Annotated in this window: 22 protein-coding genes and 1 other RNA gene; 11 read left to right on the forward strand and 12 right to left on the reverse strand. The window is 63.2% G+C overall.

Translation table 11 applies throughout. The annotated features are described in order from the left end of the window. Positions 1-20: 20 nt before the first annotated feature. Together fabD and CI805_RS10570 are read right to left on the reverse strand one after the other, a co-directional pair. On the reverse strand, positions 21-956 hold the full coding sequence (fabD, locus tag CI805_RS10565) for an ACP S-malonyltransferase (RefSeq protein ID WP_260923096.1): 936 nt from the start codon (positions 954-956) through the stop codon (positions 21-23). A gap of 172 nt (positions 957-1,128) precedes the next feature. Further along, positions 1,129-1,938: an LD-carboxypeptidase gene (locus CI805_RS10570; RefSeq protein ID WP_260923098.1), complete on the reverse strand. Its 810-nt coding sequence runs from the start codon at positions 1,936-1,938 to the stop codon at positions 1,129-1,131. Between the two features lie 55 nt (positions 1,939-1,993). On the opposite strand from CI805_RS10570, the gene CI805_RS10575 reads away from it, so the two are divergent. Next, a complete protein-coding gene (locus CI805_RS10575; RefSeq protein WP_260923100.1) occupies positions 1,994-3,439 on the forward strand; it encodes a glutamate ligase domain-containing protein in 1,446 nt (481 codons plus the stop codon). A 23-nt stretch (positions 3,440-3,462) separates the two neighbouring features. On the opposite strand, the gene CI805_RS10580 is transcribed toward CI805_RS10575, so the two are convergent. After that, entirely contained in the window at positions 3,463-4,410 is a 948-nt protein-coding gene (locus tag CI805_RS10580) for a DUF808 domain-containing protein (RefSeq protein WP_260923102.1), read from the reverse strand. Positions 4,411-4,634: 224 nt separating this feature from the next. On the opposite strand from CI805_RS10580, the gene CI805_RS10585 reads away from it, so the two are divergent. The 8 genes from CI805_RS10585 (at position 4,635) to CI805_RS10620 (ending at position 11,215) form a co-directional block, all read left to right on the forward strand. Further along, entirely contained in the window at positions 4,635-5,459 is an 825-nt protein-coding gene (locus CI805_RS10585; RefSeq protein WP_260923104.1) for a flagellin, read from the forward strand. Between the two features lie 239 nt (positions 5,460-5,698). Then, complete coding sequence (gene rpsF, locus CI805_RS10590; protein WP_260923106.1) at positions 5,699-6,061, forward strand: 30S ribosomal protein S6; 363 nt, start codon at positions 5,699-5,701, stop codon at positions 6,059-6,061. A gap of 5 nt (positions 6,062-6,066) precedes the next feature. Beyond that, entirely contained in the window at positions 6,067-6,291 is a 225-nt protein-coding gene (rpsR, locus tag CI805_RS10595; protein WP_260923108.1) for a 30S ribosomal protein S18, read from the forward strand. A 14-nt stretch (positions 6,292-6,305) separates the two neighbouring features. Further along, positions 6,306-6,905, forward strand: coding sequence for a 50S ribosomal protein L9 (gene rplI / locus CI805_RS10600; RefSeq protein WP_260923110.1), 600 nt, complete (start codon positions 6,306-6,308; stop codon positions 6,903-6,905). Positions 6,906-7,005: 100 nt separating this feature from the next. Beyond that, a complete protein-coding gene (locus tag CI805_RS10605) occupies positions 7,006-7,164 on the forward strand; it encodes a hypothetical protein (protein ID WP_260923112.1) in 159 nt (52 codons plus the stop codon). A gap of 101 nt (positions 7,165-7,265) precedes the next feature. After that, positions 7,266-7,496, forward strand: a complete 231-nt coding sequence (locus CI805_RS10610; RefSeq protein ID WP_260923113.1) for a GNAT family N-acetyltransferase — start codon at positions 7,266-7,268, stop codon at positions 7,494-7,496. A gap of 55 nt (positions 7,497-7,551) precedes the next feature. Beyond that, positions 7,552-8,982 (forward strand): AMP nucleosidase, encoded by a 1,431-nt coding sequence (locus CI805_RS10615; RefSeq protein ID WP_260923114.1) that lies wholly within the window; start codon positions 7,552-7,554, stop codon positions 8,980-8,982. Positions 8,983-9,145: 163 nt separating this feature from the next. After that, positions 9,146-11,215 carry a M13 family metallopeptidase gene (locus CI805_RS10620; RefSeq protein WP_260923115.1) on the forward strand — a complete coding sequence of 690 codons (2,070 nt, stop codon included), beginning with the start codon at positions 9,146-9,148 and terminating at the stop codon, positions 11,213-11,215. Between the two features lie 64 nt (positions 11,216-11,279). On the opposite strand, the gene nfsB is transcribed toward CI805_RS10620, so the two are convergent. Both nfsB and CI805_RS10630 read right to left on the reverse strand, forming a co-directional pair. Next, positions 11,280-11,969, reverse strand: coding sequence for an oxygen-insensitive NAD(P)H nitroreductase (gene nfsB, locus CI805_RS10625; protein WP_260923116.1), 690 nt, complete (start codon positions 11,967-11,969; stop codon positions 11,280-11,282). 113 nt (positions 11,970-12,082) lie between these two features. Beyond that, a complete protein-coding gene (locus CI805_RS10630; protein ID WP_260927943.1) occupies positions 12,083-12,862 on the reverse strand; it encodes an alpha/beta fold hydrolase in 780 nt (259 codons plus the stop codon). 157 nt (positions 12,863-13,019) lie between these two features. Here CI805_RS10630 and CI805_RS10635 point away from each other — a divergent pair, with 157 nt between their 5' ends. Then, complete coding sequence (locus tag CI805_RS10635; protein WP_260923118.1) at positions 13,020-13,304, forward strand: hypothetical protein; 285 nt, start codon at positions 13,020-13,022, stop codon at positions 13,302-13,304. Between the two features lie 44 nt (positions 13,305-13,348). Here CI805_RS10635 and CI805_RS10640 read toward each other — a convergent pair whose 3' ends face one another. The 4 genes from CI805_RS10640 to CI805_RS10655 all read right to left on the reverse strand — a co-directional run bounded on the left by CI805_RS10640 (position 13,349) and on the right by CI805_RS10655 (position 19,592). Continuing rightward, a complete protein-coding gene (locus tag CI805_RS10640) occupies positions 13,349-14,374 on the reverse strand; it encodes an aspartate-semialdehyde dehydrogenase (protein ID WP_260923127.1) in 1,026 nt (341 codons plus the stop codon). Positions 14,375-14,633: 259 nt separating this feature from the next. Next, a complete protein-coding gene (gene lon, locus CI805_RS10645; RefSeq protein ID WP_260923132.1) occupies positions 14,634-17,033 on the reverse strand; it encodes an endopeptidase La in 2,400 nt (799 codons plus the stop codon). A 128-nt stretch (positions 17,034-17,161) separates the two neighbouring features. Then, positions 17,162-17,497, reverse strand: coding sequence for a YbaB/EbfC family nucleoid-associated protein (locus tag CI805_RS10650; RefSeq protein ID WP_260923133.1), 336 nt, complete (start codon positions 17,495-17,497; stop codon positions 17,162-17,164). Position 17,498: 1 nt separating this feature from the next. After that, on the reverse strand, positions 17,499-19,592 hold the full coding sequence (locus tag CI805_RS10655) for a DNA polymerase III subunit gamma/tau (RefSeq protein ID WP_260923134.1): 2,094 nt from the start codon (positions 19,590-19,592) through the stop codon (positions 17,499-17,501). A 162-nt stretch (positions 19,593-19,754) separates the two neighbouring features. On the opposite strand from CI805_RS10655, the gene CI805_RS10660 reads away from it, so the two are divergent. Continuing rightward, positions 19,755-20,231 carry a hypothetical protein gene (locus CI805_RS10660; protein ID WP_260923135.1) on the forward strand — a complete coding sequence of 159 codons (477 nt, stop codon included), beginning with the start codon at positions 19,755-19,757 and terminating at the stop codon, positions 20,229-20,231. Positions 20,232-20,327: 96 nt separating this feature from the next. Here CI805_RS10660 and ffs read toward each other — a convergent pair. The 3 genes from ffs to hrpB all read right to left on the reverse strand — a co-directional run bounded on the left by ffs (position 20,328) and on the right by hrpB (position 23,301). Continuing rightward, positions 20,328-20,422: signal recognition particle sRNA small type (ffs, locus tag CI805_RS10665), an RNA gene on the reverse strand. Positions 20,423-20,508: 86 nt separating this feature from the next. Further along, on the reverse strand, positions 20,509-20,787 hold the full coding sequence (locus CI805_RS10670) for an ETC complex I subunit (protein ID WP_260923136.1): 279 nt from the start codon (positions 20,785-20,787) through the stop codon (positions 20,509-20,511). A 45-nt stretch (positions 20,788-20,832) separates the two neighbouring features. Next, complete coding sequence (hrpB, locus tag CI805_RS10675; RefSeq protein ID WP_260923139.1) at positions 20,833-23,301, reverse strand: ATP-dependent helicase HrpB; 2,469 nt, start codon at positions 23,299-23,301, stop codon at positions 20,833-20,835.

The raw sequence follows: 23,301 nt of genomic DNA on the forward strand, positions 1-23,301 counted from the left end.
TTCAGTTGCAGGCGAAGCGCTCAGAGCGCCTTCGCCAGTTCCTCGATCTCGGCCATGGTCGAGGCGGAGATCACATCGACTTCACCGGCACTGCGCTTGATCATCGGGGCCAGCACCTTGCCGCCCAGTTCCACGAACTGCTCGACACCGGCCTCGCGCATCGCGATCGCGATCTCGCGCCAGCGCACGCGGCCCGTCACCTGCTCGACCAGCAGGCGCTGGACCACAGCAGGATCGGTCACGACGTCGGCAGTAACGTTGGCATAGAGCGCCACACGCAGCGCGCCCGGCTTCGTCCCCTCAAGCGCTGCGGCCATCGCATCGGCGGCAGGTTGCATCAGCGGGCAGTGGAACGGCGCCGAAACCGGCAACAGCACACCACGCTTGATGCCGTGGTCCTTGACCAGCGCCACGGCGCGCTCGACCGCGTTCTTGTGACCGGAAATCACGACCTGCGTCGGGTCGTTGTCATTGGCGACGGTGCAGACCTCGCCTTCGGCGGCGGCTTCTGCCAGCGCGCTCGCCTTCTCGATGTCCGCGCCCAGCAGCGCCGCCATCGCGCCTACGCCCACCGGCACGGCGGCCTGCATCGACTGGCCGCGCAGCTTCAACAGACGCGCCGTATCGGCAAGACTGAAAGCTCCAGCAGCGCACAGGGCGGTATACTCACCCAGCGAGTGTCCGGCGACGAAATCCGCCTTGTCGGCCAACGAGATACCGCCTTCCTTCTCCAGCACGCGCAACACGGCGATGGCATGAGCCATGATCGCAGGCTGGGCATTCTCGGTCAGCGTCAGCTGATCCTCGGGGCCTTCGGTCATGATGCGGAAGAGGTTCTGACCAAGCGCCTCGTCGACCTCCTGAAAGACCTCGCGTGCGGCGGCACTGGCCACAGCAAGCTCCGCACCCATGCCGACTTTCTGGCTGCCCTGCCCCGGAAACACGAATGCGCGCATGTGCTGATACCTTCTTTGAATGTCGTTCGTTCACCACGAGCGACCAGAGGCCAGCCCGCGAAAGGCGCCGCGCTTATTCACCGAGCCGCTACAGAGCAACCCTTAAAGCGCACACAAGCGCCCATACAGCCGCCGCACGCGCGATGGTAGAGGGCTTGGAACGCGCTTTCGTTCAGCCGAAAGGTACGATGCGGTTATCCGCATCATGGCCAATGTCCGCGGCGCCCAGAAAAGCAATCGAGTGCCGCTCGCACCAGTGGCGCACGATCGCTTCTGGCTCGATCCCGAACGGGCGGTCGTTTTCGGGAACGGCGCTCACCCGCCCAAGCCGGAGCCCGGAAATCCCGCCCAGATGCGCCGAAAGGTGGAACATCAGCCGGTCCACGGCATAAAGATATTCCGAGACTTCCTCGATCATCACCACATGCCCGGCCAGTCCCGGCATCAACCGCGTACCGCACAGCATCGCCAGCGTCATCAGGTTGAACGCGACCACCGGATGCCCCTGCCCCACGGCAGACTCGATGCCGGCTGCGCCCTCTCCCGAAAGATAGGCCAGTGCCCGCAGGGTCGCCGCTTCGCCCCCATCACGCCGAATATCGGCAAGCATCGGCCCGTGGACGGGACGGCCGATCTTGGCGCGGTAGAGGCCTCCCAACAGATAGCCCGCATCCGAATAGCCAAGGAACACCTTGTCCTTCGCCACATGGTCGAAGCGCGCCATGGAATCTTCGGCCACGCGGCAGGCACCGTAGCCACCACGCGCGAACCACACCGCATCGTAAGCCGGATCGTTCGCGCATTCGAGCAGCGCAGCCAGCCGCGCCTCGTCCGATCCGGCGAAATGGCCATGCTCGGCAAAGCACTGGGGATGGATATCGAGCGTCACACCGGGGAAATGCGCAGCAGCGAGCGCAGTGACGCGCGCGGCATCCTCGGGGAGGATCGGGGTGGACGGTGCACAAACGGCGATACGGGTCATGTCCTCTTCTCTATCGAGGTTGTCACGAGCGGCAAGGCCGCATACCGAAGCGGGCATGACCGCCAGCGCCGAACCGACCACCCTTCCCGCTCTCACAGCCCACGAACTCACCACGCGTCCGTGGTTCTTCTGCGGCATCGGCGGCTCGGGCATGCTGCCGCTCGCGCTGATCCTCAAAGGCCACGGCGCACACATCGCCGGGTCCGACCGGGGTCGCGATCAGGGCCGCACGCCGGAGAAGTTCGCATGGCTCGAATCGCTGGGCTTCGACCTTTACCCTCAGGACGGCAGCGGGATTACGTCACCCGCGCAGGTGCTGGTAGCCTCCGCAGCGGTGGAAGACACCGTGCCCGAAGTCGTCCGTGCCACCGCGCTCGGCTGCCCACGCATGAGCCGCGCGCAACTGCTGGCAACGCTGTTCAATGCGGCCAAGGCGGGAATTGCGGTCGGCGGCACCTCGGGCAAATCCACCGTCACCGGCATGCTGGGCTGGATCCTGACCGCGACCGACCGCGACCCGACGATCATGAACGGCGCGGTGATGAAGAACTTCGTCAGTACCGATGCACCCTTCGCCAGCGCGCGCGTGGGAAGCGGCGATCTGTTCGTATCCGAAGTCGATGAAAGCGACGGCTCGATCGCGCTCTATCGCCCGCAAGTGGCGGTGCTCGGCAACGTCAGCCTCGATCACAAGAGCCTTGAGGAACTGCGCGCGCTGTTCGGGGACTTCCTTGCCCTTGCAGACGTCAGCGCGATCAACCTCGACGATGCCGAGACGGCAGGGCTGGCATCGCGCGCCAAGCGCCTCGTGACCTTCGGCATCACCTCTGCCGAAGCCAATCTCGTCGCCAGCCAGATCGTTGAGCGACCGACTATGCTCAGCGCAACGATTCATGACCGGCGCAACGGCAGCACGCACCCGCTCGCCCTGAAAGTGCCCGGCCGCCACAACCTCTACAACGCGCTGGCCGCCATTGCCGGGGCGAACGCTGCAGGCGTGCCGGTAGCCGAGGCCGTGGCGGCGCTTGGTACTTTCGCTGGGCTCGCGCGACGCTTCGATATCGTCGGCGCTTCGGCAGGTGGCGTGACCGTGATCGACGATTTCGGCCACAACCCGGACAAGGTCGGCGCAACGCTTCGCACGCTGAAGGCCCATCCGGGGCGCGTGATCGCGTTCTTTCAGCCGCACGGCTATGGCCCTTTGCGCCAGATGGGGCGCGAGCTTGCCGAAGTCATCGCCAAGACACTGGATAGCGACGATCTGACGATCCTGTGCGATCCGGTCTATTTCGGCGGCACGGTCGATCGCAGTCAGGGCAGCGAGCGGATCGTCGAATTCATCCGCGCCGATGGCGGGCAGGCCGAGCATATTCCCGAACGCGCCGCCTGCGCCGACCACATCGTCGAGATCGCCCACCCCGGCGACCGCGTGGTGGTGATGGGTGCTCGGGACGATACCCTCACGCAGTTCGCCAAAGACCTGTTGGCGCGCCTTTCCTGATTTCAAGGAAGGCGCCCGACGCCTCAGTGCGCGGAGTCGCCCCGCGCCTTGGCGAGCATGTGCACGATCATCACTATCACCGCGCCGACGATCAGGCCGAGCACGGCAGATACGCCTGCATAAGTAAGCCAGCCCAGCGCCGGGCCAACCGCACCGGCAGCCCCGGAGGCTGCGTGCTCCCAGCCATGAACGAGGTGCGCCGGGCCAGTCCAGCCCAGTTCCTCGGTGCCGTGGAGCAGGATGCCGCCGCCGACCCACAGCATCGCCAGCATTCCAACGTTGGACAGCACGCTCAGCACGACCGGCATGCCTTTCAGGAGCAGACGCCCGAACCACTTCGCACCGGCAGAAGGCTTCTTCGCCAGATGCAGGCCAATGTCGTCCATCTTCACGATCAGCGCGACCGCACCGTAGACGCCCACGGTGATAAGCACGCCCACCAGCGCCAGTGCGACCGCGCGGGTCAGGAGTGTCGCATCCTCGATCTGCGAAAGCGCAATCGCCATGATCTCTGCCGACAGGATCAGGTCGGTGCGCACCGCCCCGGAAACGCGCTCCTGCTCGAATTTCGCAGGATCGGTCACAGGATCGTCGAGCGTTTCACCGTGCTTGGCCCCGCCCAGCTTCTCCAGCACTTTCTCAGCGCCTTCGAACGAGAGGAACAGACCGCCCAGCATCAGGATCGGGGTGATCGCCTGCGGCAGGAAAGCGCTCAACAAGAGGGCGACCGGCAGCAGGATCAGCAGCTTGTTGCGCAAGGAGCCTTTGGTGATACGCCAGATCATCGGCAGTTCCCGGTCCGGCGTAAAGCCGGTGACATAGCCCGGCGTCACCGCCGCATCGTCGATCACCACGCCCGCCGCCTTGCTGCCTGCCTTGGCGACACCTGCCCCCACATCGTCGAGCGAGGCAGCAGCGGCGCGCGCGATCACCGATACATCGTCCAGAAGCGCCACGAGACCGCTAGGCATTGCGGAAATTTCCCCTTTTACGGCGCCCACCGCCACGGCTGCGCCTATCTGTTCATCGCAGATTATAGCTTCCGATCAAGCCATTGCCCGATGACATAACATTGCTGCCGCCCCTGCTTACCCCCTCCCCCTTAAACACTTCCGCCGGTTGCCGTCCTTGTTGGCATTCCGAGAGCGCCGATGGTCGGCCTGCTCCGGCAAACGGTACAATTGGGGAATTCACAATGTCAGTGATCAACACGAACATTTCGGCGATTCGGGCAAGCAATGCGTCGGCAGCGGCGGACAAGGCGCTGGGCACGGCGATGGAGCGCCTGTCGACCGGCAAGCGGATCAACTCGGCCAAGGACGATGCGGCGGGTCTGGCGATCTCCACCTCGATGACCTCGCAGATCAAAGGCATGAGCCAGGGCATCCGCAACGCCAACGACGGCATCTCGCTGGCGCAGACCGCCGAGGGCGCGCTGTCGGAAGTCACCAACATGCTCCAGCGGGTCCGCGAACTGGCGGTGCAGTCGGCCTCGGGCACCTATCAGGCCTCGGACCGCACGGCGATGCAGTCGGAAGTGACGGCGCTGACGGCGCAGATCTCGGACGTGATGACGCAGACCAAGTTCAACGGAAACGCGCTGTTCTCGACCACGGCGGGCACCGACAAGACCTTCGACATCCAGACCGGCGCCAATGCGGGTGAAAAGGTGACGCTGACCAGCACCGCGATCGACGGCACCAACCTGACCGCCGCCGCGCTCGACGTTTCGGACGCGACCAAGGCGGCGGCGACGATGACCAGCGTGGGCAACGCGCTCGACGACGTGAACGCCACCCGCGCCTCGCTGGGCGCAGGCCAGAACCGCCTCGAATCGGCGATCAACACGCTGACCAGCAACAGCACCAACCTCTCGGACGCGAAATCGCGCATCGAGGATGCCGACTATTCGACCGAAACCACCGCGATGGCCAAGGCCCAGATCCTCTCGCAAGCCTCCACCGCGATGCTCTCGCAGGCCAACCAGAGCCAGCAGAACGTCCTCTCGCTGCTGCGCTGATACAAGAAAAGAAAAGACATCTCTCCCCAGCCTCCTCCGGCCGCCCTCTGCGACCGGAGGAACTTTGCGTCCGGGGGCTCGCATCTCACATGAAAGCTTGCACGCCCGCCTCGTTTCCATTAAGGGCGCGCCTTCCGCATCCGGCTCTTAATCCGGGTCGGAAACGGACGAAAGCCGGAGGGGCCCCGCAATCCCGCGGACAAGCCAGCGATCGGCTAGATAGATTAAAGGAAGCTGCCGTGGCTCTTTATGAGCACGTGTTCCTGGCTCGCCAGGACCTCAGCCAGTCGCAGGTAGATGCACTGGCCGCCACTGCCACCGAGATCATCGAAGCTAACCAGGGCAAGGTCACCAAGACCGAGACCTGGGGCCTCAAGAACCTCGCGTACAAGATCAAGCGCAACCGCAAGGCGCACTTCGTTCTGCTGAACTTCGAAGCTGGCGGCGATGTCGTTGCCGAACTGGAGCGTCAGACCCAGATCAACGAAGACGTGATCCGCTATGTCACCATCCGCGTTGACGAGCACGAGAACGGCCCTTCGGTCATGATGCGCAAGAGCGACCGCGAGCGCACCCGCCGCCGCGAACGTGAAGGGAACTGATCCACATGGCACGTGCATTCTTCCGCCGCCGCAAGTCCTGCCCGTTCTCGGGCAAGAACGCGCCGCAGATCGATTACAAGGACATCCGTCTGCTTCAGGGCTTCATGTCCGAGCGTGGCAAGATCGTCCCCAGCCGCATCACCGCGGTGTCCGCCAAGAAGCAGCGTGAGCTGAGCCAGGCGATCAAGCGCGCGCGCCACATCGGCCTGCTGCCCTTCATCGTCAAGTAAGGGGGAAAGACCCAATGGACATCATCCTCCTGGAGCGCGTCGAAAAGCTCGGCGCCATCGGCGATGTTGTTTCCGTCAAGGACGGTTACGCACGCAACTACCTGCTTCCCAACAAGAAGGCCCTTCGCGCCAACGAGCGCAACAAGAAGGTCTTCGAAGCCAACCGCGCCAAGATCGAGGCCGAGAACGCCGAGCGCCGCACGGCTGCTCAGGCAGCATCGGGTGACGTCGAGGGCAAGCAGGTCGTCCTGATCCGCGCCTCGTCGAACTCGGGCCAGCTCTACGGTTCGGTTTCGGTGCGCGATATCGTCGACGCCCTGAACGCCGACGGTGCGAACGTTGCCAAGCACATGATCGTGCTGGAGCGTCCGATCAAGACGCTCGGCATCTTCGACGTGCGCGTCAGCCTGCACCCCGAAGTGGCCGTGACCGTTCAGGTCAACGTCGCTCGCTCGCCGGACGAAGCCGAACTGCAGTCGCAGGGCGTCAACGTCATGGAAGCGATGTTCGAGCAGGACGTCTCGGGCTTCACCGAAGCCTATGACCCGAACGCCGAGCCCGGCGAGATCGCCGTCGAAGCGACCGAGGAAGCCGAAGGCGAAGAGCAGGCCTGATAGGCCACACACTCTTTCCTCACGGAAGACTTCACGAAAGCCCTCGCACTCCAGCGGTGCGGGGGTTTTTCGTTTGCACACACGTAACAATGGAACTGCGATGTTGGTCGAGCCCTTGTCCGCTAACGATGCGCATGTCGACTCCGGCCTGCTGGCCGCGATCGTCGCGCTGAACAACGCGCACGCCGTGGAGCTTTCCTTTGCGGACGAGGCGCGTATGGAACTCAAACCACATGGGCCGCACGGATCGGCCGGGTAGACGGACTGCTTCTCGCCTTCGATCAGGATGCAGCTTACGACAGCCCGAACTTCGCATGGTTCCGCAACGCCTATAGCCGCTTCGCCTATGTCGACCGGATCGTGACCGCCCCCGCCGCTCGAGGCAAAGGCATAGCGCGGTGTCTGTACGACGATCTCTTTGCCAAGGCGCGAGCGGCCGGACACGAGCGCGTGGTCTGCGAGATCAACTCCGATCCCCCCAATCCGGCATCCGAGCGCTTCCATCGCGCGCTCGGCTTTGAGCAAGTCGGCGAGGCTCTGCTCGAAAACGGCAAGACAGTGTCGTACATGGCCTGCCAACTCACCTCCTAATCGCGAAGTTTTCAGCTGCCCTTGCACTGCAACACGAATTGCGTAAAAACGGGCGATGGAAACGATACAGAAAACCCTCGCGGAATTGGTCCGCGTCTATGAAGAAGCCATCGCCTGCCTTCAGGCGGACATCAACGCTTTCGTGGCCGATGGCACCCTGCCTCCTGTAGAGAGGCGCTCCGAACATCGCTGGACTTACCCGGAACTGCGCGTGACGTATGCCGGGCGCGAACGCGATGCCAGCCACAGCCGTGCCTTCGGGCGACTGGCCGAGGCGGGCGAATACGTCACCACGGTGACGCGCCCGCACCTGTTTGCCGATTATCTCACCGACCAGCTCGAACTGCTGCAGCAGGATTATGAGATCGAGATCACCGTCACCCGCTCGGCGCAGGAGATCCCCTTCCCTTACGTCCTCGATGGCGTGAAGGTCGGCACGATCACCCCGCAGGAACTCTCGCAGCACTTCCCGACCACCGAACTAGCGATGATCGGAGACGAGATCGCCGACGGTATCCATGACCTCGATGACGAAGACCCGATGCCGCTGGCGCTGTTCGACGCGCTGCGCACCGATTTCAGCCTTGCGCGCCTCCAGCACTACACCGGAACAAGCGCCGATCACTGCCAGCGCTTCATCCTGTTCACGAACTATCACCGCTATGTCGATGAATTCGTGGACTGGGCCGGGCAGCAGGTCGGCAAGGACGGCTATGTCGCCCTGTCGGGCGCCGGTGGCCTCTACCTTGACGCCCCGATCGACAATGCCCGTGCGCGCCTGTCCGACACGGCATGGCGCCGCCACCAGATGCCCGCCTATCACCTTATCCGTGAGGACCGCTCGGGCATCACGCTGGTAAACATCGGCGTTGGCCCCTCGAACGCCAAGACGATCACCGATCACCTTGCGGTCATCCGTCCCGAAGCCTGGTTAATGATCGGCCACTGCGGCGGCCTGCGCGAAAACCAGCGCATCGGCGACTATGTGCTCGCCCATGCCTACCTTCGCGACGACCATGTGCTCGATCCCGTGCTTCCGCCCGAGATTCCTCTGCCTGCGATTGCCGAAGTGCAGATGGCGCTGGCGACGGCGGCCGAGAAGGTCAGCGGCGAAGGCGGCACCAACCTCAAGAAGCGTATGCGTACCGGCACCATCGTCACCACCGACGATCGCAACTGGGAGCTTCGCTACACCGATTCGGCGCATCGCTTCAGCCTGAGCCGCGCCATCGGCATCGACATGGAAAGCGCCACGATCAGCGCGCAGGGCTATCGCTTCCGCGTGCCTTACGGCACTTTGCTCTGCGTCTCGGACAAGCCGCTGCACGGCGAACTCAAGCTGCCGGGTCAAGCCAACAGCTTCTATGACGAGGCCATCGCGGGGCACCTCAAGATCGGCCTGGTCGCCTGCGACCTGCTGCGTGCCGAAGGCGAACGCCTGCACAGCCGCAAGTTGCGCGCGTTCAACGAGCCGCCGTTCCGCTGATCCCTTTGCGCCCATGCCGCTCGCTATTTCGATGCGAGCGGCAAGGGCCATTCGTCGCGCAATGGTTGCAGGCGCACGATGAACCGTTAGAACCCCGGCTATCGATCCGGCAGCGTGAGGCACATCGCGCACCGGAAGACCAGAATATCCGAGGGATTCTTCCATGCGCACCACTTCGCTTGTCGCGGCCCTGCTGGCCGCCGCCGCCCTGCCCGTTTCTGCCCAGACACCTACCCCTGAAGCCGCACAGCAGGGCACCGGTGCCGGGATCAACCCCGCCGCCATGGACACCGCTGCCAAACCCGGTGACGACTTCTACGGCTATGCCAACGGCACCTGGCAGAAGCAGGCGCAAATTCCGGCAGACCGCTCCTCGACAGGCGCGGGTCTCGTCGCCTTCGAATCGACCGAGCGCGAGCAGACCGAACTGCTTGCCAAGCTGCTTGCCTCCACGCCCGCGCCGGGCAGCGATGAAGCGCGCATCAAGGATTACTACAGCGCCTACATGAACCTCGGCGCGATTGACGCCGCCGGAATGGCACCGCTCAAGAGCGATCTGGCGCGCTACGCCGCGATCAAGTCAAAGGCGCAGCTGGTCCATGTGCTGGGAGACCAGACCGAGAGCGATCTGGACCTGTTCAACAACAACAACGACATGGACACCGAAAACCTATTCGGCCTGTTCATCACCAAATCGCTCAGCGGGCCTGACGTGGTGCCCTATATCTATCAGGGCGGCCTCGGGCTGCCGGATCGCGAATACTATCTCTCGACCGATCCCAAAATGGCAACCGCCCGCACGCAGTACCGCACCTATATCGTGCAACTGCTCAAGGCTGCCGGCGTCAGCGAGCCCGAGGCCCGTGCCGCCCGCATCTTCGATCTCGAAACGAAGATCGCCCGCGCGCATCCGCCCAAGGCCGACATGGCGGACTTCACCAAGGGCGGCACGCTCTGGAAGCGGGCAAACTTTGCGAAGAACGCGCCGGGCATGGACTGGAATGCGTATTTCACCGCCGCCCGCATGCCGCACCAGCAGGTGTTCGACGTCTATGCGCCCGGCGCGATCAAGGGCATGGCCGCCCTTGTCGGCTCGCAGCCCCTGCAAGCCTGGAAGGACTGGCTGATCTTCCACCGCATCAACGCCAATACCGATGTTCTGCCGCAGAAGCTCGATGCCCTGCACTTCGCTTTCTACGGCACCCAGCTTTCGGGTACGCCGCAGCAGCGCCCCCGCGCCAAGCGGGCTCTGGCTGCCATCAACACCGATCTCGGCAACGCCTTCGGCAAGCTGTATGTTCAGGCCTACTTCCCGCCATCGGCAAAGGCGCAGGTCGAGGATATGGTCGTCCACATCAAGGCCGCCTTCGCCAAGCGCATCGCCGCGCTCGACTGGATGGCGCCGGAAACCAAGAAGCAAGCGCTTGCCAAGCTCGATGCGACGGTCGTCAGTGTCGGCTATCCCAACCACTGGCTCGATTATTCGATGGTGACGATCGCGCCGAATACAGCCTATGCTAACCGCATGTCGGCGATCCGCGGCAAGACGCTCCAACAACTTGCCAAGCTCGGCAAGCCGCAGGACCGCAGCGAATGGTGGATGGACCCGCAGCTCGTAAACGCGGTCAACCTGCCGGTCCAGAACGCGCTGAACTTCCCGGCGGCGATCCTCCAAAAGCCGTTCTTCGATCCTGCTGCCGATGCGGCCTTCAATTACGGTGCCATCGGCGCGGTGATTGGGCATGAAATCAGCCACAGCTTCGATGCCAGCGGCGCGATGGTCGATGCCGAGGGTAATGTGCGCAACTGGTGGACCAAGGCCGACCTTGCGCACTTCCAGGCCGAAACGCAGGCGCTTGTACGCCAGTACGACGCCTATGCGCCCTTCCCCGACCTGCATCTCAACGGCAAGCTGGAACTGGGCGAGAACGGCGCCGACGTGGCAGGCCTTGCCGCCGCATTCGACGCCTATCGCGCGTCGCTGAACGGTCAGGACCTGCCGGAGAAGGATGGCCTCACCGGCGATCAGCGCTTCTTCGTGGCCTTTGCGCAGAGCTGGTCGAGCAAGACCCGCGAGGCGGCCGAGCGTGCGCAGATCGTCGCCAACGCCCATGCGCCCAGCGAATATCGCGCGCTGACGGTGCGCAACAACGATGCCTGGTACAAGGCCTTCGACGTGCAGCCCGGCGCGGCGCTCTACCTCGATCCCGCCAAGCGCGTGAAGCTCTGGTAAAATATACAAGGAGCGGGACTGCATCGGCAGTCCCGCTCCTATTCATCTGTTATGCTGTCGAGCATCAGATTTCGGTGATGACTTCACTCAGCGGCAGGCGCGCCTTGGGCAGCTTCGCATTGAAATCGTCCTCGGCGCGATAGCCAAGGGCAACCGCACAGATCGCCGTGAATCCCTTTTCAGGCAGCCCGAGTTCTCGGTCGAGCACGGCGGTATCGATGCCTTCCATCGGCGTCGCATCGATGCCCATCGCGGCAGCGCCCAGCAGAAGTTGGCCGATCGCGATATAGACCTGCTTGTCCGCCCACTGACGCAGATCCTTCAGATCGTCGCGGTGCCAGCCGACGAAGAAGCGGCGCCCCTTCAGATTGCCCTCGCGCGCCTCGGCATTGGCATAGCGTCCCGCGGCGTCCTCTACATCGGTGACGCGCAGGACGTATTCGTCATCCTCGGCCAGACGGCTCGCGAAAACCACGACGTGCGAGGCCTTGGTCACCTTCTCAAGGTTGAAGGCGTACTGCCCCTCAACGCCTTTGGCGACGCGCGCCTTGCCGTCCTCGGTTCCGGCGATCACGAAATGCCAGGGCTGCGAATTGACGCTGGACGGCGTCAACTGGAGCAGTTCCTTGATCTTTTCGACATCGGCATCGGCAATGCGACGGCTCGGATCATAGGCCTTCGTGGTATAACGGCTGCGCGCCGCTTCCAGAATGACTTCAGCAGCTTCGGGCAGGACGGCGGTCTGGAGGGTCATGGGCTTCTTCCTTGGGGGACGGAACGATCCGCCAAAGGTAGGAAGCGTGGTGCGGCGCGTCATCAGGCCTATGGCAAAGATTTTCTTGCAGCGCCCCGAACGTTTCCCCGCGCTCAGCCCTGAAGATACTCGACAATCGCCCGGCCCAGATCCTTGAACGTTACCGATGACATGTGATTGCCCGGCGTCTCGACGTAGGTGCCTTGCGGCAGCGCAGCAGCGAGGTCCGGTGCCGATCCGTTGTCGTGATCGTCCGCCCCTGCGACACATAGGGTCGGCATGGCGATGCGTCCGATAGCATCCAGGCCGGTATCGTCGACCGAGCCCAGCAGCAGACGCGCCGCTACCCGGTCGATCCCCTGGCTCTTCATGAAGACCTGCGCGACATAGGCCTTGTCGCCACGCTCGATGGTTCCGAAGCGGTCGATCGCATCGATGAAATGCGCGCTGCGACGCGCCCAGCCGGAAAGACCGGTCAGACCCATGCCGCCCAGCACCAGCCGCTCGGGCGCAAGCCCTTCCAGCACACCGCGAACCACCGTGCGCGCGCCGAGCGAGAATCCCCCCAGATCGTAAGCGGCGCCGTCGAGGCCGAGCGCGGTGATCACCGCCTTCAGATCGCGCACCAGCACGTCTGCCGGATAAGCCGCCGGATCATGCGGCGCCTCGCTCTGACCATGCGCGCGCAGGTCCGGCATGAACACCTCGAAACCCGCATCGGCGAGGATACGTGCGTTACCGAACTTGATCCAGTTCACCTCGGCGCTGGAAAACAGGCCATGCAGCAACACCAGCGGACGCGCGCCACTGTCCCCGATCGTATGCAGCGCCAGCCGGGTCCCGGCGTAGCCTTCGAGGAAAGTCGTCTCGATTTCGCTGGCAGGCGCGTTCATGTTGATCTCCAAGGGGTATGCAGCAATCGCCAGACCCTTGGTCGCCTGTGCCAGCGAATGCAAGGCCATGCGCGCATGGAGAAATCCGTTCCGATATGGACATGGTTGGCCGCCAGTCGCTCTTGATGATCAGCCCCCGCAAGCGCATCCATCCGCGATGGAGAGGATCACAAAAAGCGTGATGCAGGTCTGGGGCGTATTTGTACTGCCGGGCCTCGTCACAGGAGCGTTAATGCTCGCCCACACCAATCTGTGGCCGCCCCCGCTCGATTTGGAGGGGACAGCCGAAGGCCTGGTGTGGCTGGCGATCTTCGGCCTGTGTTACGCGCTGCCGACGCTTTACCTTGTGGGGATCATTGTCCAGCGTTTGCGCAACGGAATTATCGCGCTGCGAACATACAAAAGGCCCGCCAACATCCATGCTGGCGAGCCTCTTGCCTGATTTCACGCTCTGGCCTGATCTCTCAGGGCGCTATCCGAAGAAGATCAGCCCTTCTTGAGGTGACGGCGGCCCAGCAGTTCGGCGATCTGCACCGCATTCAGTGCCGCGCCCTTGCGCAGGTTGTCCGACACGCACCATAGCGTCAGACCATTCTCGACCGTCGAGTCTTCGCGGACGCGGCTGATGTAGGTCGCGCCGTCGCCCACGCACTCGATCGGGGTGACGTAACCACCGTCCTCGCGCTTATCGACGAGCATCACGCCCGGCGCTTCACGCAGGATGTCCTGCGCTTCAGTGGCAGAAAGCTCTTCCTCGAACTCGATGTTCACCGCTTCCGAATGGCCGACAAACACCGGCACACGCACGCAGGTCGCCTGCAGCTTGATCTTCGGATCGAGGATCTTCTTGGTCTCCACGACCATCTTCCACTCTTCCTTGGTCGAACCATCGTCCAGGAAGACATCAATGTGCGGGATCACGTTGAAGGCGATCTGCTTGGTGAACTTCTTCGGCTCGGCCTGATCGCCGACGAAGATCGCGCGGCTCTGCTCGAACAGTTCGTCCATACCGGCCTTGCCCGCGCCCGACACCGACTGGTAGGTCGAGACGACGACGCGCTTGATCTTGGCCCGATCGTGCAGCGGCTTGAGCGCAACGACCAACTGTGCGGTCGAGCAGTTCGGATTGGCGATGATGTTGCGCACAGCGTAGCCATCGATCGCGTCCGGATTCACTTCTGGCACGATCAGCGGCACGTCCGGGTCCATGCGGTAGAGCGACGAGTTGTCGATCACCACGCAGCCCTGTGCGGCGGCCTTGGGCGCATAAATCTTGGTCGGCTCCGAACCGGCCGCGAACAGTGCAATGTCCCAGCCCGTGAAATCGAAGTGCTCGATGTTCTTGACCTTGAGTTTTTTACCGGTCTCGCCGTACTCAATCTCAATACCGGTCGAACGCGACGATGCCACCGCTGCGATCTCGTCGCAGGGGAATTCGCGCTCGGCAAGGATGTTGAGCATTTCGCGACCGACATTTCCGGTCGCGCCGACGACGGCTACCCGGTAACCCATTTCAAGTTCCTTCATCATCTTCGATACCACGAGGCGGCAATGCACTCGTGAACGCGCGCCGTTACAGGGGATGCAGCACACTGACAAGCGCACTTTTCCGATGCTTGCGCATTATCCCGCTATCGACGATCAAATATTTCCCATCGAACTATAGTTTCAGGCAAATTTTTACCAACCATACATGCCGAGTCCCCTTCAAACGAAAACAGCCGATCCCTTTGGACCGGCTGCTTCGAGTTTATCCTGAGGACGTATCCGGTCAGTGCGCTGTCGCGCTCGCAGCCGGGGCCTGGACAGGAGCAGCCGCCAGTTCATCAGCCTCCGTCCATTCGATCTCGGTCAAGGTTTCGGTAAGCGCCTTGGCGAGAACCTGATCGACGTGACTGACGGGAATGATCTCCAACCCCTGCTTCACGTTATCGGGGATTTCGGCGAGATCCTTGCTGTTGTCCTCTGGGATCAGCACCGTGGTCAGGCCGCCACGCAATGCTGCGAGCAGCTTCTCCTTGAGACCGCCGATAGGCAGCACACGGCCACGCAGGGTAACTTCGCCGGTCATGGCGATATCCTTGCGCACCGGTACGCCGGTCAGCGTCGAGACAATCGACGTCACCATGCCGATGCCCGCCGAAGGGCCATCCTTGGGCACCGCGCCTTCGGGCAGGTGGATATGGATGTCCTTGCGGTTGAACACCGAAGGCTTGATGCCATAGGCAGGCGCGCGAGCCTTCACGAAGCTGAACGCCGTCTGGATCGACTCGTTCATCACTTCGCCCAGCTTGCCGGTGGCCTTGATCTGACCCTTGCCGGGCACCGTAACCGCCTCGATGGTCAATAGTTCGCCACCCACCTCGGTCCAGGCGAGGCCCGTCACTGCACCGACCTGATGTTCCTCTTCGGACACCCCGTGGCGGAACTTGCGCACACCGGCATAGTCGGCAAGATTTTCCGGCGTGATCGTCACGCTGGTGACCTTGCCTTCGAGGATCTGGCGCAGCGACTTGCGGGCCAGACGCGCCACTTCGCGCTCCAGCGTACGCACGCCGGCCTCGCGGGTGTAATAGCGGATCAGGTCACGAAGGCCGTCCTGCGTCAGCGTAAACTCGCCCTTCTTGAGACCGTGCGCCTCCACTTGCTTGCGCACCAGATGGCGCTCAGCGATCTCGACCTTCTCGTCTTCGGTATAGCCTTCGAGACGGATGATCTCCATGCGATCGAGCAGAGGCTGCGGCAGGTTCAGGCTATTCGCGGTGCAAACGAACATCACATCCGACAGATCGATATCGAGTTCGAGATAATGATCCTGGAACTTGGCGTTCTGTTCCGGGTCAAGCACCTCAAGCAGCGCTGAGGCCGGATCGCCACGGAAGTCCTGACCCAGCTTGTCGATCTCGTCGAGCAGGAACAGCGGGTTGGACTTGCCTGCCTTCTTCAGGTTGCTGACGATCTTGCCCGGCAGCGAGCCGATGTAGGTACGGCGATGGCCACGGATCTCGGCCTCGTCGCGCACGCCGCCCAGCGACTGGCGGATGAACTCGCGCCCGGTTGCCTTCGCGATAGACTTGCCCAGCGAGGTCTTGCCCACACCCGGCGGTCCGACGAGGCACAGGATCGGCCCCTTCAGCTTGTTGGTGCGCGCCTGCACCGCCAGATACTCGATAATCCGGTCCTTGACCTTGTCCAAGGCATAGTGATCGGCATCGAGTACATCCTGTGCCGCCGAGATATCACGCTTGAGCTTGCTCTTCTTGCCCCAGGGAAGCCCCAGCAACACGTCGAGATAGTTGCGCACCACTGTCGCCTCGGCGCTCATCGGCTGCATCGAGCGCAGTTTCTTGAGTTCGGCGTTGGCCTTTTCGCGCGCTTCCTTTGAAAGCTTGGTGCTCTCGATCTTTTCCTGCAGTTCGAGAAGCTCATTGGCTTCATCGCCCTCGCCGCCCAGCTCGGACTGGATCGCCTTCAGCTGTTCGTTGAGGTAATACTCGCGCTGCGTCTTCTCCATCTGCCGCTTCACACGGCCACGGATCTTGCGCTCCACCTGCAGAACGCCGAGTTCGCCCTCCATGAAGGAGTAGACCATTTCGAGGCGCTTGAGCGGATCGGGCTCGGACAGCACCGCCTGCTTGTCGGAGACCTTGGCGGTCAGCTGGGCCGCGACGGTATCGGCCAGCTTTGCTGCATCCTCGATCTCGCCCAGTTGCTCGCCTGCATCCTGCGACAGCTTCTTCGACAGCTTGGCATATTCGCCGAACTGCTCGATCACCGTGCGCATCATCGCCGAAACTTCGGTGCCTTCCGCCTCGATGGCATCGATCAGTTCAACCTGCGCGACCAGCATCTCGCCTTCGGCGCCCTGCTCGGTGCCAAGGCTTTCGAGCGCAGCGCGCTCCTTGCCTTCGACGAGTACACGCACGGTGCCGTCAGGCAGCTTGAGCAGTTGCAGCACGCTGGCGATCACGCCAGTATCGTAGAGATCGTCGCGATCGGGATCGTCACAGCCGGGATCGAGCTGCGCGAGCAGGAAGATATCCTTGTCGCCTGCCATGGCGGCCTCGAGCGCGGCCACCGACTTGTCGCGACCGACGAAGAGCGGAACCACCATGCCCGGAAACACGACGATGTCGCGAAGAGGCAGAAGGGGAAGCAAATTCACAGACATATCCAATCCATCAGGTGCCGGCCCGGAAGGCCGGAAAGCCCGGAGTTACCCCCGGCTTGCCGGGAGAATATGGGGCTTCACCGTAGCAGTGCAATGCACCATGCGCCCAAACCGACGCAAATGCGTCATCAGAACGGCATCTTGAAGCCCGGCGGCAGGCCCATGCCCTGCTGCGCCTTGCCCAGTTCCTCGTTGGCGACCGAGTCCGCCTTGGTCCGCGCGTCGTTGTAGGCCGCCGCGATCAGGTCTTCGAGCATCTGCTTTTCCTCGACCTTCATCAGGCTTTCATCGACCGAAACACCGATGACGCGGCCCTTTGCCGAGCAGCGGATCTTCACCAGACCGCCGCCCGAAAGCCCTTCGACTTCCATCTTGTCGAGCTTGGCCTGCGTCTCGTTCATCTGCTTCTGGATCGTCTCGGCAGCCTGCTGGGCGGCCTGGATCATCTCTTCCATCGACTTCATGTCATCGTCTCCATTGGCGTCGTCCGCCGCCGATGGCAGCGGGACGCTCGTCTTCAATCATTTCGGCTTCGGGGAAGGCCGCCAGAGTCGCCTGCACCAGCGGATGCGCGACAAGTGCCGCGCCCGCCTCTGCCTTGCGACCTTCGGCCTGCTCGACAAGGGTGGGAACGCCCTCTTCTCCGGTAACGCGCTCGACCTGCCAGCGCTCGCCCGTGACCTTGCCCAGCGCATTGCGCATGAGCGCGGCGATATCCTCATTGAAACCGGGCGGTTGCGCGTAGCGCAGCAGGGCCGGCGCCAGTTCCACCACCCTCACCTGCATACGCATGGTGTTCGCGGTCGACATCTCGCCGATATGCTCGACATCATCGACCAGCGCCTCCCACTGCGTCACGACCGCGCCCGGGTTTTGCCCCTTACCTTGCGGAGCCGTCATGGCCGCCCCACCCGGCGCCGCGTCATTCGCCGTCGCGGCTACAGGCGCAGGGGCGCGGGACGCGATCTCTTCCAGCTTGCGCACCAGAGAACCGGGATCGGGCATATCGGCTGCATGCATGATCCGCAGCAGCGCCATCTGCGCCGCGACCAGCGGATCGGGCGCCGACTTGACCTCGTCATGCCCTTTTATCAGCAATTGCCACAGGCGATGGACCTGTCCGGCCCGGAGCGCTTTCGCCCAGCCCTCGATCGCCTCGCGCTCTTCGTTGGAGGGCGCATCGGCGGCATTCCCGCTGACCTGCGCCACCGCGATGCGATGCGTAAGCTCCATGAGCCCGCGCAGGATCGAAACCGGCTCGACACCCAGCGAATACTGGTGCGTCACGACCTCCAGCACGCCAGTACCATCACCATCAAGCAGCGCACCGACCAGTCGGCGCTGAGTGCTCTTGTCCGAAAGCCCCAGCATGTCACGCACGCGGACCGCCTGCACCTTCCCCTCGCCGTCAAGGTCGGCATGGGCAATCGCCTGATCGAGGATCGAGAGGCCATCGCGCACCGAACCCTCGGCAGCGGCAGCGACCATCGCCAGCGCTTCGCCTTCGGCCTCGACACCTTCGAGTTCGCAGATTTTCCCGAAGTGCTCGGCCAGCATGGCACTGGGAATCCGGCGCAGGTCGAAACGCTGGCAGCGCGAGAGCACCGTGACCGGGAGCTTGTCCACCTCGGTCGTCGCAAAGAGGAACTTCACATGCGCAGGCGGTTCCTCAAGTGTCTTGAGCAAGGCATTGAAAGCATTGCGTGAAAGCATGTGAACTTCGTCGATGATATAGATCTTGTAGCGAGCCGAGACGGCGGCATAGCGCACCGCCTCGATGATCTCGCGCACATCGTCGACGCCGGTATGGCTCGCGGCGTCCATCTCGATCACATCGATATGGCGCCCTTCCGCGATCGCCCGACAGGGCTCGCAGACGCCGCAAGGATCGATCGTCGGGCCACCCTGCCCGTCCGGGCCGATGCAGTTCAGCGCCTTGGCGATGAGCCGCGCGGTCGATGTCTTGCCGACCCCGCGCACGCCGGTCATCAGGAAGGCGTGCGCCAGTCGGTCGCGCTTGATCGCATTGGCAAGCGTGCGAACCATCGCTTCCTGCCCGATCAGTTCGGCGAAAGTCTGCGGACGGTACTTGCGTGCCAGCACACGGTAAGGCTGCGCGGCCTTGTCCGGGAGAGCCTCCGGAGCCTTTGTAGCAGCCTCTTGCGGAGGCCGCTTCACAACCGGTGCCTGCGCAGGGAGATTTTCGGCTTCGTCGAGATCGGGTTCAGCTTCCGGAAGCACGCTGGGCTCCACTTTCTCCGCCGATACAGCGACCGGCGCCTCCTGCGGCGCAGGCACTGCTACCGGCGGTTCCAGTGCCTCGGCCGGTGTAGCCTCCTCAGCGACAGGCTCGGGGGATTTTTTCGGGGTAGATGCTGGCACCTCGGCGGGCATCGGTGCGGGCTCCCCAAACATGGAGAACTGCCCCGCCGCTTCGAGGTCTGCCTTGCTGGGCGCAGCCTCGGCCTCGTCGCTCGCCGACGACGAGTCGGGCAGCGCCGCGAACATATCGTCGTGCCAAGGCGGCGTCTGGCCGTCGGTATCGTGTGAATCGCTCATTGCATCTGCCAGACTAGGCGCTGGCGAGGCAATTGTCAGGCCTTGGGCTGACGTTCATGCCGGGTTTGTTAGAGGCAGGCTTGCCAAGGCGAACATTGCGCCGCAGCAGTCAGACGGGAAGACGCCCCGATCTGGCCGAACATATTCAGGAAACAGCTCTCGATGATCCTTGCTCTCCTCATGACGACGCTGACGCCAGCAGCCGCCACGGCGACCATCCCGACACCGCCCTCGATCCCGCAATTCAGCGTGGCGGACTGCCAGAATCCGGATCGCGCCCGCGACGCCATCACTGCGAACTTCGCCTCGGGCGAGATCGAGAATGCCATTCGCTCCTACGGTGTCGCCCGTCAGGAAGCTCTCGTCGCGCGGTTCAACGCCTCGAAGATGAGTGTCGATGAAAGAGGCGCGCTGATGCACCAGCTCGGTGGGTCGGCAGCCGTGCGAGAAGCCGTTGCGGCGGGGCAGCACGCGTGGGACGAGACGCAGCCCTGGTACGAAAAGCTGAAGACCGACCCTCGGGGTGCAGGCGCCTGCATGGCGACAGCGCATGTTTCACAGGGGTTTTCCGCCATGCTCGCAGCGTCCCAGCGAATCTGGGACGTGTTCGACGCGGGCATCGCCAAGGCAGGCGCCTGAGACATCTCCACTTTGCCAGCCCGAAACGCTTGTCCCGAAACAGCAAAAGGCCGCGTCGTGACGCGGCCTTTTGGCGTGCTCATCATAATGTGAACGTTTGAAGGAGCCGGACGACCCGCCGCAATCCGTTGTGGCTGCTTCCTTCCGGACCTGACCAGATTGGCGAACGCAAACGTCCGACCGACTCCCGGCGCGCCCTATGAGCGAGCCGGAAAGGTTTGTCCAGCCCCACTACTCACTTACGGTCAAGTATGGTCGCAAGGACTGGAAACAAGCATTAGCGAAAGTTGTCCGCGTACGCCTGAATCTTCAGACGGCGCGGCGGGGTTGCATGCACTTCAGCCTCGATACCGTACTTGTCGGCATAGGCCTTGGCCGCTTCCACATCCGGGAACTTGAGCTGGACCTGACGCTGCGTGTCCATCGAGCCAGCCCATCCCGTCAAAGGATCGGGCTTCTGCGCGTCTGCCGGCGCGAATTCGAGGATCCACTCGGCGAGAAGCGCTTTGCCAGACTGCATGGCGTTCTTGGGGCGCTGAAAGATGCGTGCACTCATGACTGCTTCCTTGCCTCCGAATCGGCCTTCAAATCAAGGCGCAAATCACCGCTTGCGCGTTGCCTCAAACGCATTGCGCGTCTTTAGGCTGGGGTCTTCCGTCCATGGCTCGTCCGGCCAGCGATGCCGGGGATAGCGCCCCTTCATATCGCGCTGCACATCGCGCCACGACCCCCGCCAGAATCCCGGCAGGTCTTTCGTCGACTGAATAGGGCGACCGGCAGGCGAGGTCAGCTTTAGCAGCAACGGCTGTTCCGGACGGCCAAATCCGGGATGGCGATCGAGACCAAACAGAGCCTGCGCGCGCACTTCGATACTGGGTCCGCCCTCGTCCTCGTAATCAATCGCATGCGTGCTACCTGCGGGGCTGGTGAACGAGGCAGGCGCAAGACGGTCAAGCGCCTGCTGCTCGTCCCATGTCATCCGGTTACGCAGCGCCTCGTACACAGCTCCGTTATCGAGCGAATCGAGACGCCGCCCCAGCAATGGTCCAAGCCACTCCTCCAGATCCTGCAGCAGCGCCGCTTCGCCCAGAGCCTCAACGCCAGCATATCGCGCTCGCTTGAGAAGTGTCAGCGCGGACTTTCCGAAAGGCACCAGGCCCAGGCCCTCGATGCGTATCCGTTCCAGCAAAAAGGCAGTGATGGCGGACGGCGACGGCGCAGGATCCGGACCACTTGCCAGCGTGATGGCCCCAAGCCGCCGCTCAAGCCGCGCCTCGACACGCTCGTCCTGCGCATTCCAGCGCAGCACCGAACGGCGCTGCACGTCAGTCGCAAGCCACTGCTCGGCCTCACCATCGTCGAGCGAAACGCCGGCAAGTATCCGCGCGCCCTTCGCCTGACCTTGCGCATCGCCGATGACAAGCCATTCACGCGCGGCAAGTGGCGAGGCCGGATCGAGGACATAGCCACGCCCGCCGGCGGAAAGCCAATGCTCGCCTGCCACATCACGACGGCGCGCGACCATATCGGGGCGCCCGAAAGCAAGAAGGATACCCAACGGGATATCATCCCGAACTTCGGGAACAGCGGGCGAAAGACCCGCTGCACGCCGCATCCATCCATCGGCGAGCTGGCGCGAAGCATCGGCACGAGACGAGCGATCGGAATTCCAGCGAGACAACCGCTGCGCCAGATCCTCGCTGCGCCCGCCAAGTCCGCGTTCCTGCAAGAGCATTGCCAGGCGCGCCGCCGTACGGCCAGCGCCTCGCTCTGTCGCACGAAGGATCATGGCCGCTTGCGAAGGCTCCATCGGCAGCGTTGCGACCTTGCGCCCGAACGCCGTGATCCGTCCCTCCGTATCCAGCGCTCCAAGTGCGAGAAGGCGCTCCCGTGCCACATCGAGCGATACCGACGGCGGCACATCCAGCCAAGCCATCGCCTGCGGATCCACTGTCCCCCACGAAGCCAGAGAGAGCGTAAGCGGCGCAAGGTCGCTGGTGACGATCTCCGGCGGGTCGAAGGCCGGTCGACCTGCATGAGCTGCTTCAGCCCATAACCGATAGGCTGTCCCCGCACCCTGGCGGGCGGCACGCCCTGCACGCTGCCCGGCAGATGCCTGGCTCGATCGATGAGTAACAAGACGGGTCACACCTGCCGCGCGGTCAAACTCGGCCCGGCGACTTAGACCGCTGTCGACTACGACCGAAACCCCCTCCAGAGTCAGCGACGTTTCAGCAATCGCCGTTGCCAGAACGATTCGCCGTCGACCTTCCAGATCTCTGCGGATTGCCTGACGCTGGGCTGCCGGATCGCACTGTCCATGTAGCGGAAGGATTACCGCCGAGGGCAGTCGCTCGCCAAGACGCTCCTTCGTTCGGTCGATTTCGCGAACCCCCGGAAGAAACGCAAGGATATCCCCGTCCTGCTCCCGCCATGCGGCAAGCACTGCCCTTGCCATCGCGTCCTCCACGCGCTCATCGGCAACGCTTCCCAGCCAACGGACTTCCAATGGCCAGGCGCGTCCCTCGCTTTCGATCAGCGGCGTATCTGGCCCCAGAAGATCGGCAAACCGGGCGCCATTGATGGTCGCGGACATCACCACAATCCGCAAATCCTCACGCAGTACGGCTTGCGTTTCGATGGCCAGTGCCAGTCCCAGATCGCTGTCGAGATGCCGTTCATGAGCTTCATCGAACAGTACCGCGCTGATCCCGCCAAGTTCCGGGTCGGCAAGGATTGTGGCGACAAAAATCGCCTCCGTCATCACCATCACCCGCGTACGCGCCGAGCGGCGGGTATCGAGACGAGTCGCGTAGCCGATCGTCTCGCCCGCATTTTCTCCCAGTAGTTCGGCCATGCGCTCGGCAGCGGCACGGGCAGCGACTCTGCGTGGAGACAGCAAAATCACCGTTCCTTCGCACCAGGATTCGCTCAGCAAAGCCGGTCCGACAGTCGTCGTCTTGCCTGCCCCTGGAGGTGCGATGAGTACTGCCGAATTCTGCCTGCGAAGAGCTGAAAGAAGTGCCGGCAGCACAGCGTGAACGGGAAGAGTTTGATCAACAGCGCTCAT

It is taken from the genome of Novosphingobium sp. 9, assembly GCF_025340265.1.
In the GTDB taxonomy this organism is placed as follows: Bacteria; Pseudomonadota; Alphaproteobacteria; order Sphingomonadales; family Sphingomonadaceae; genus Novosphingobium.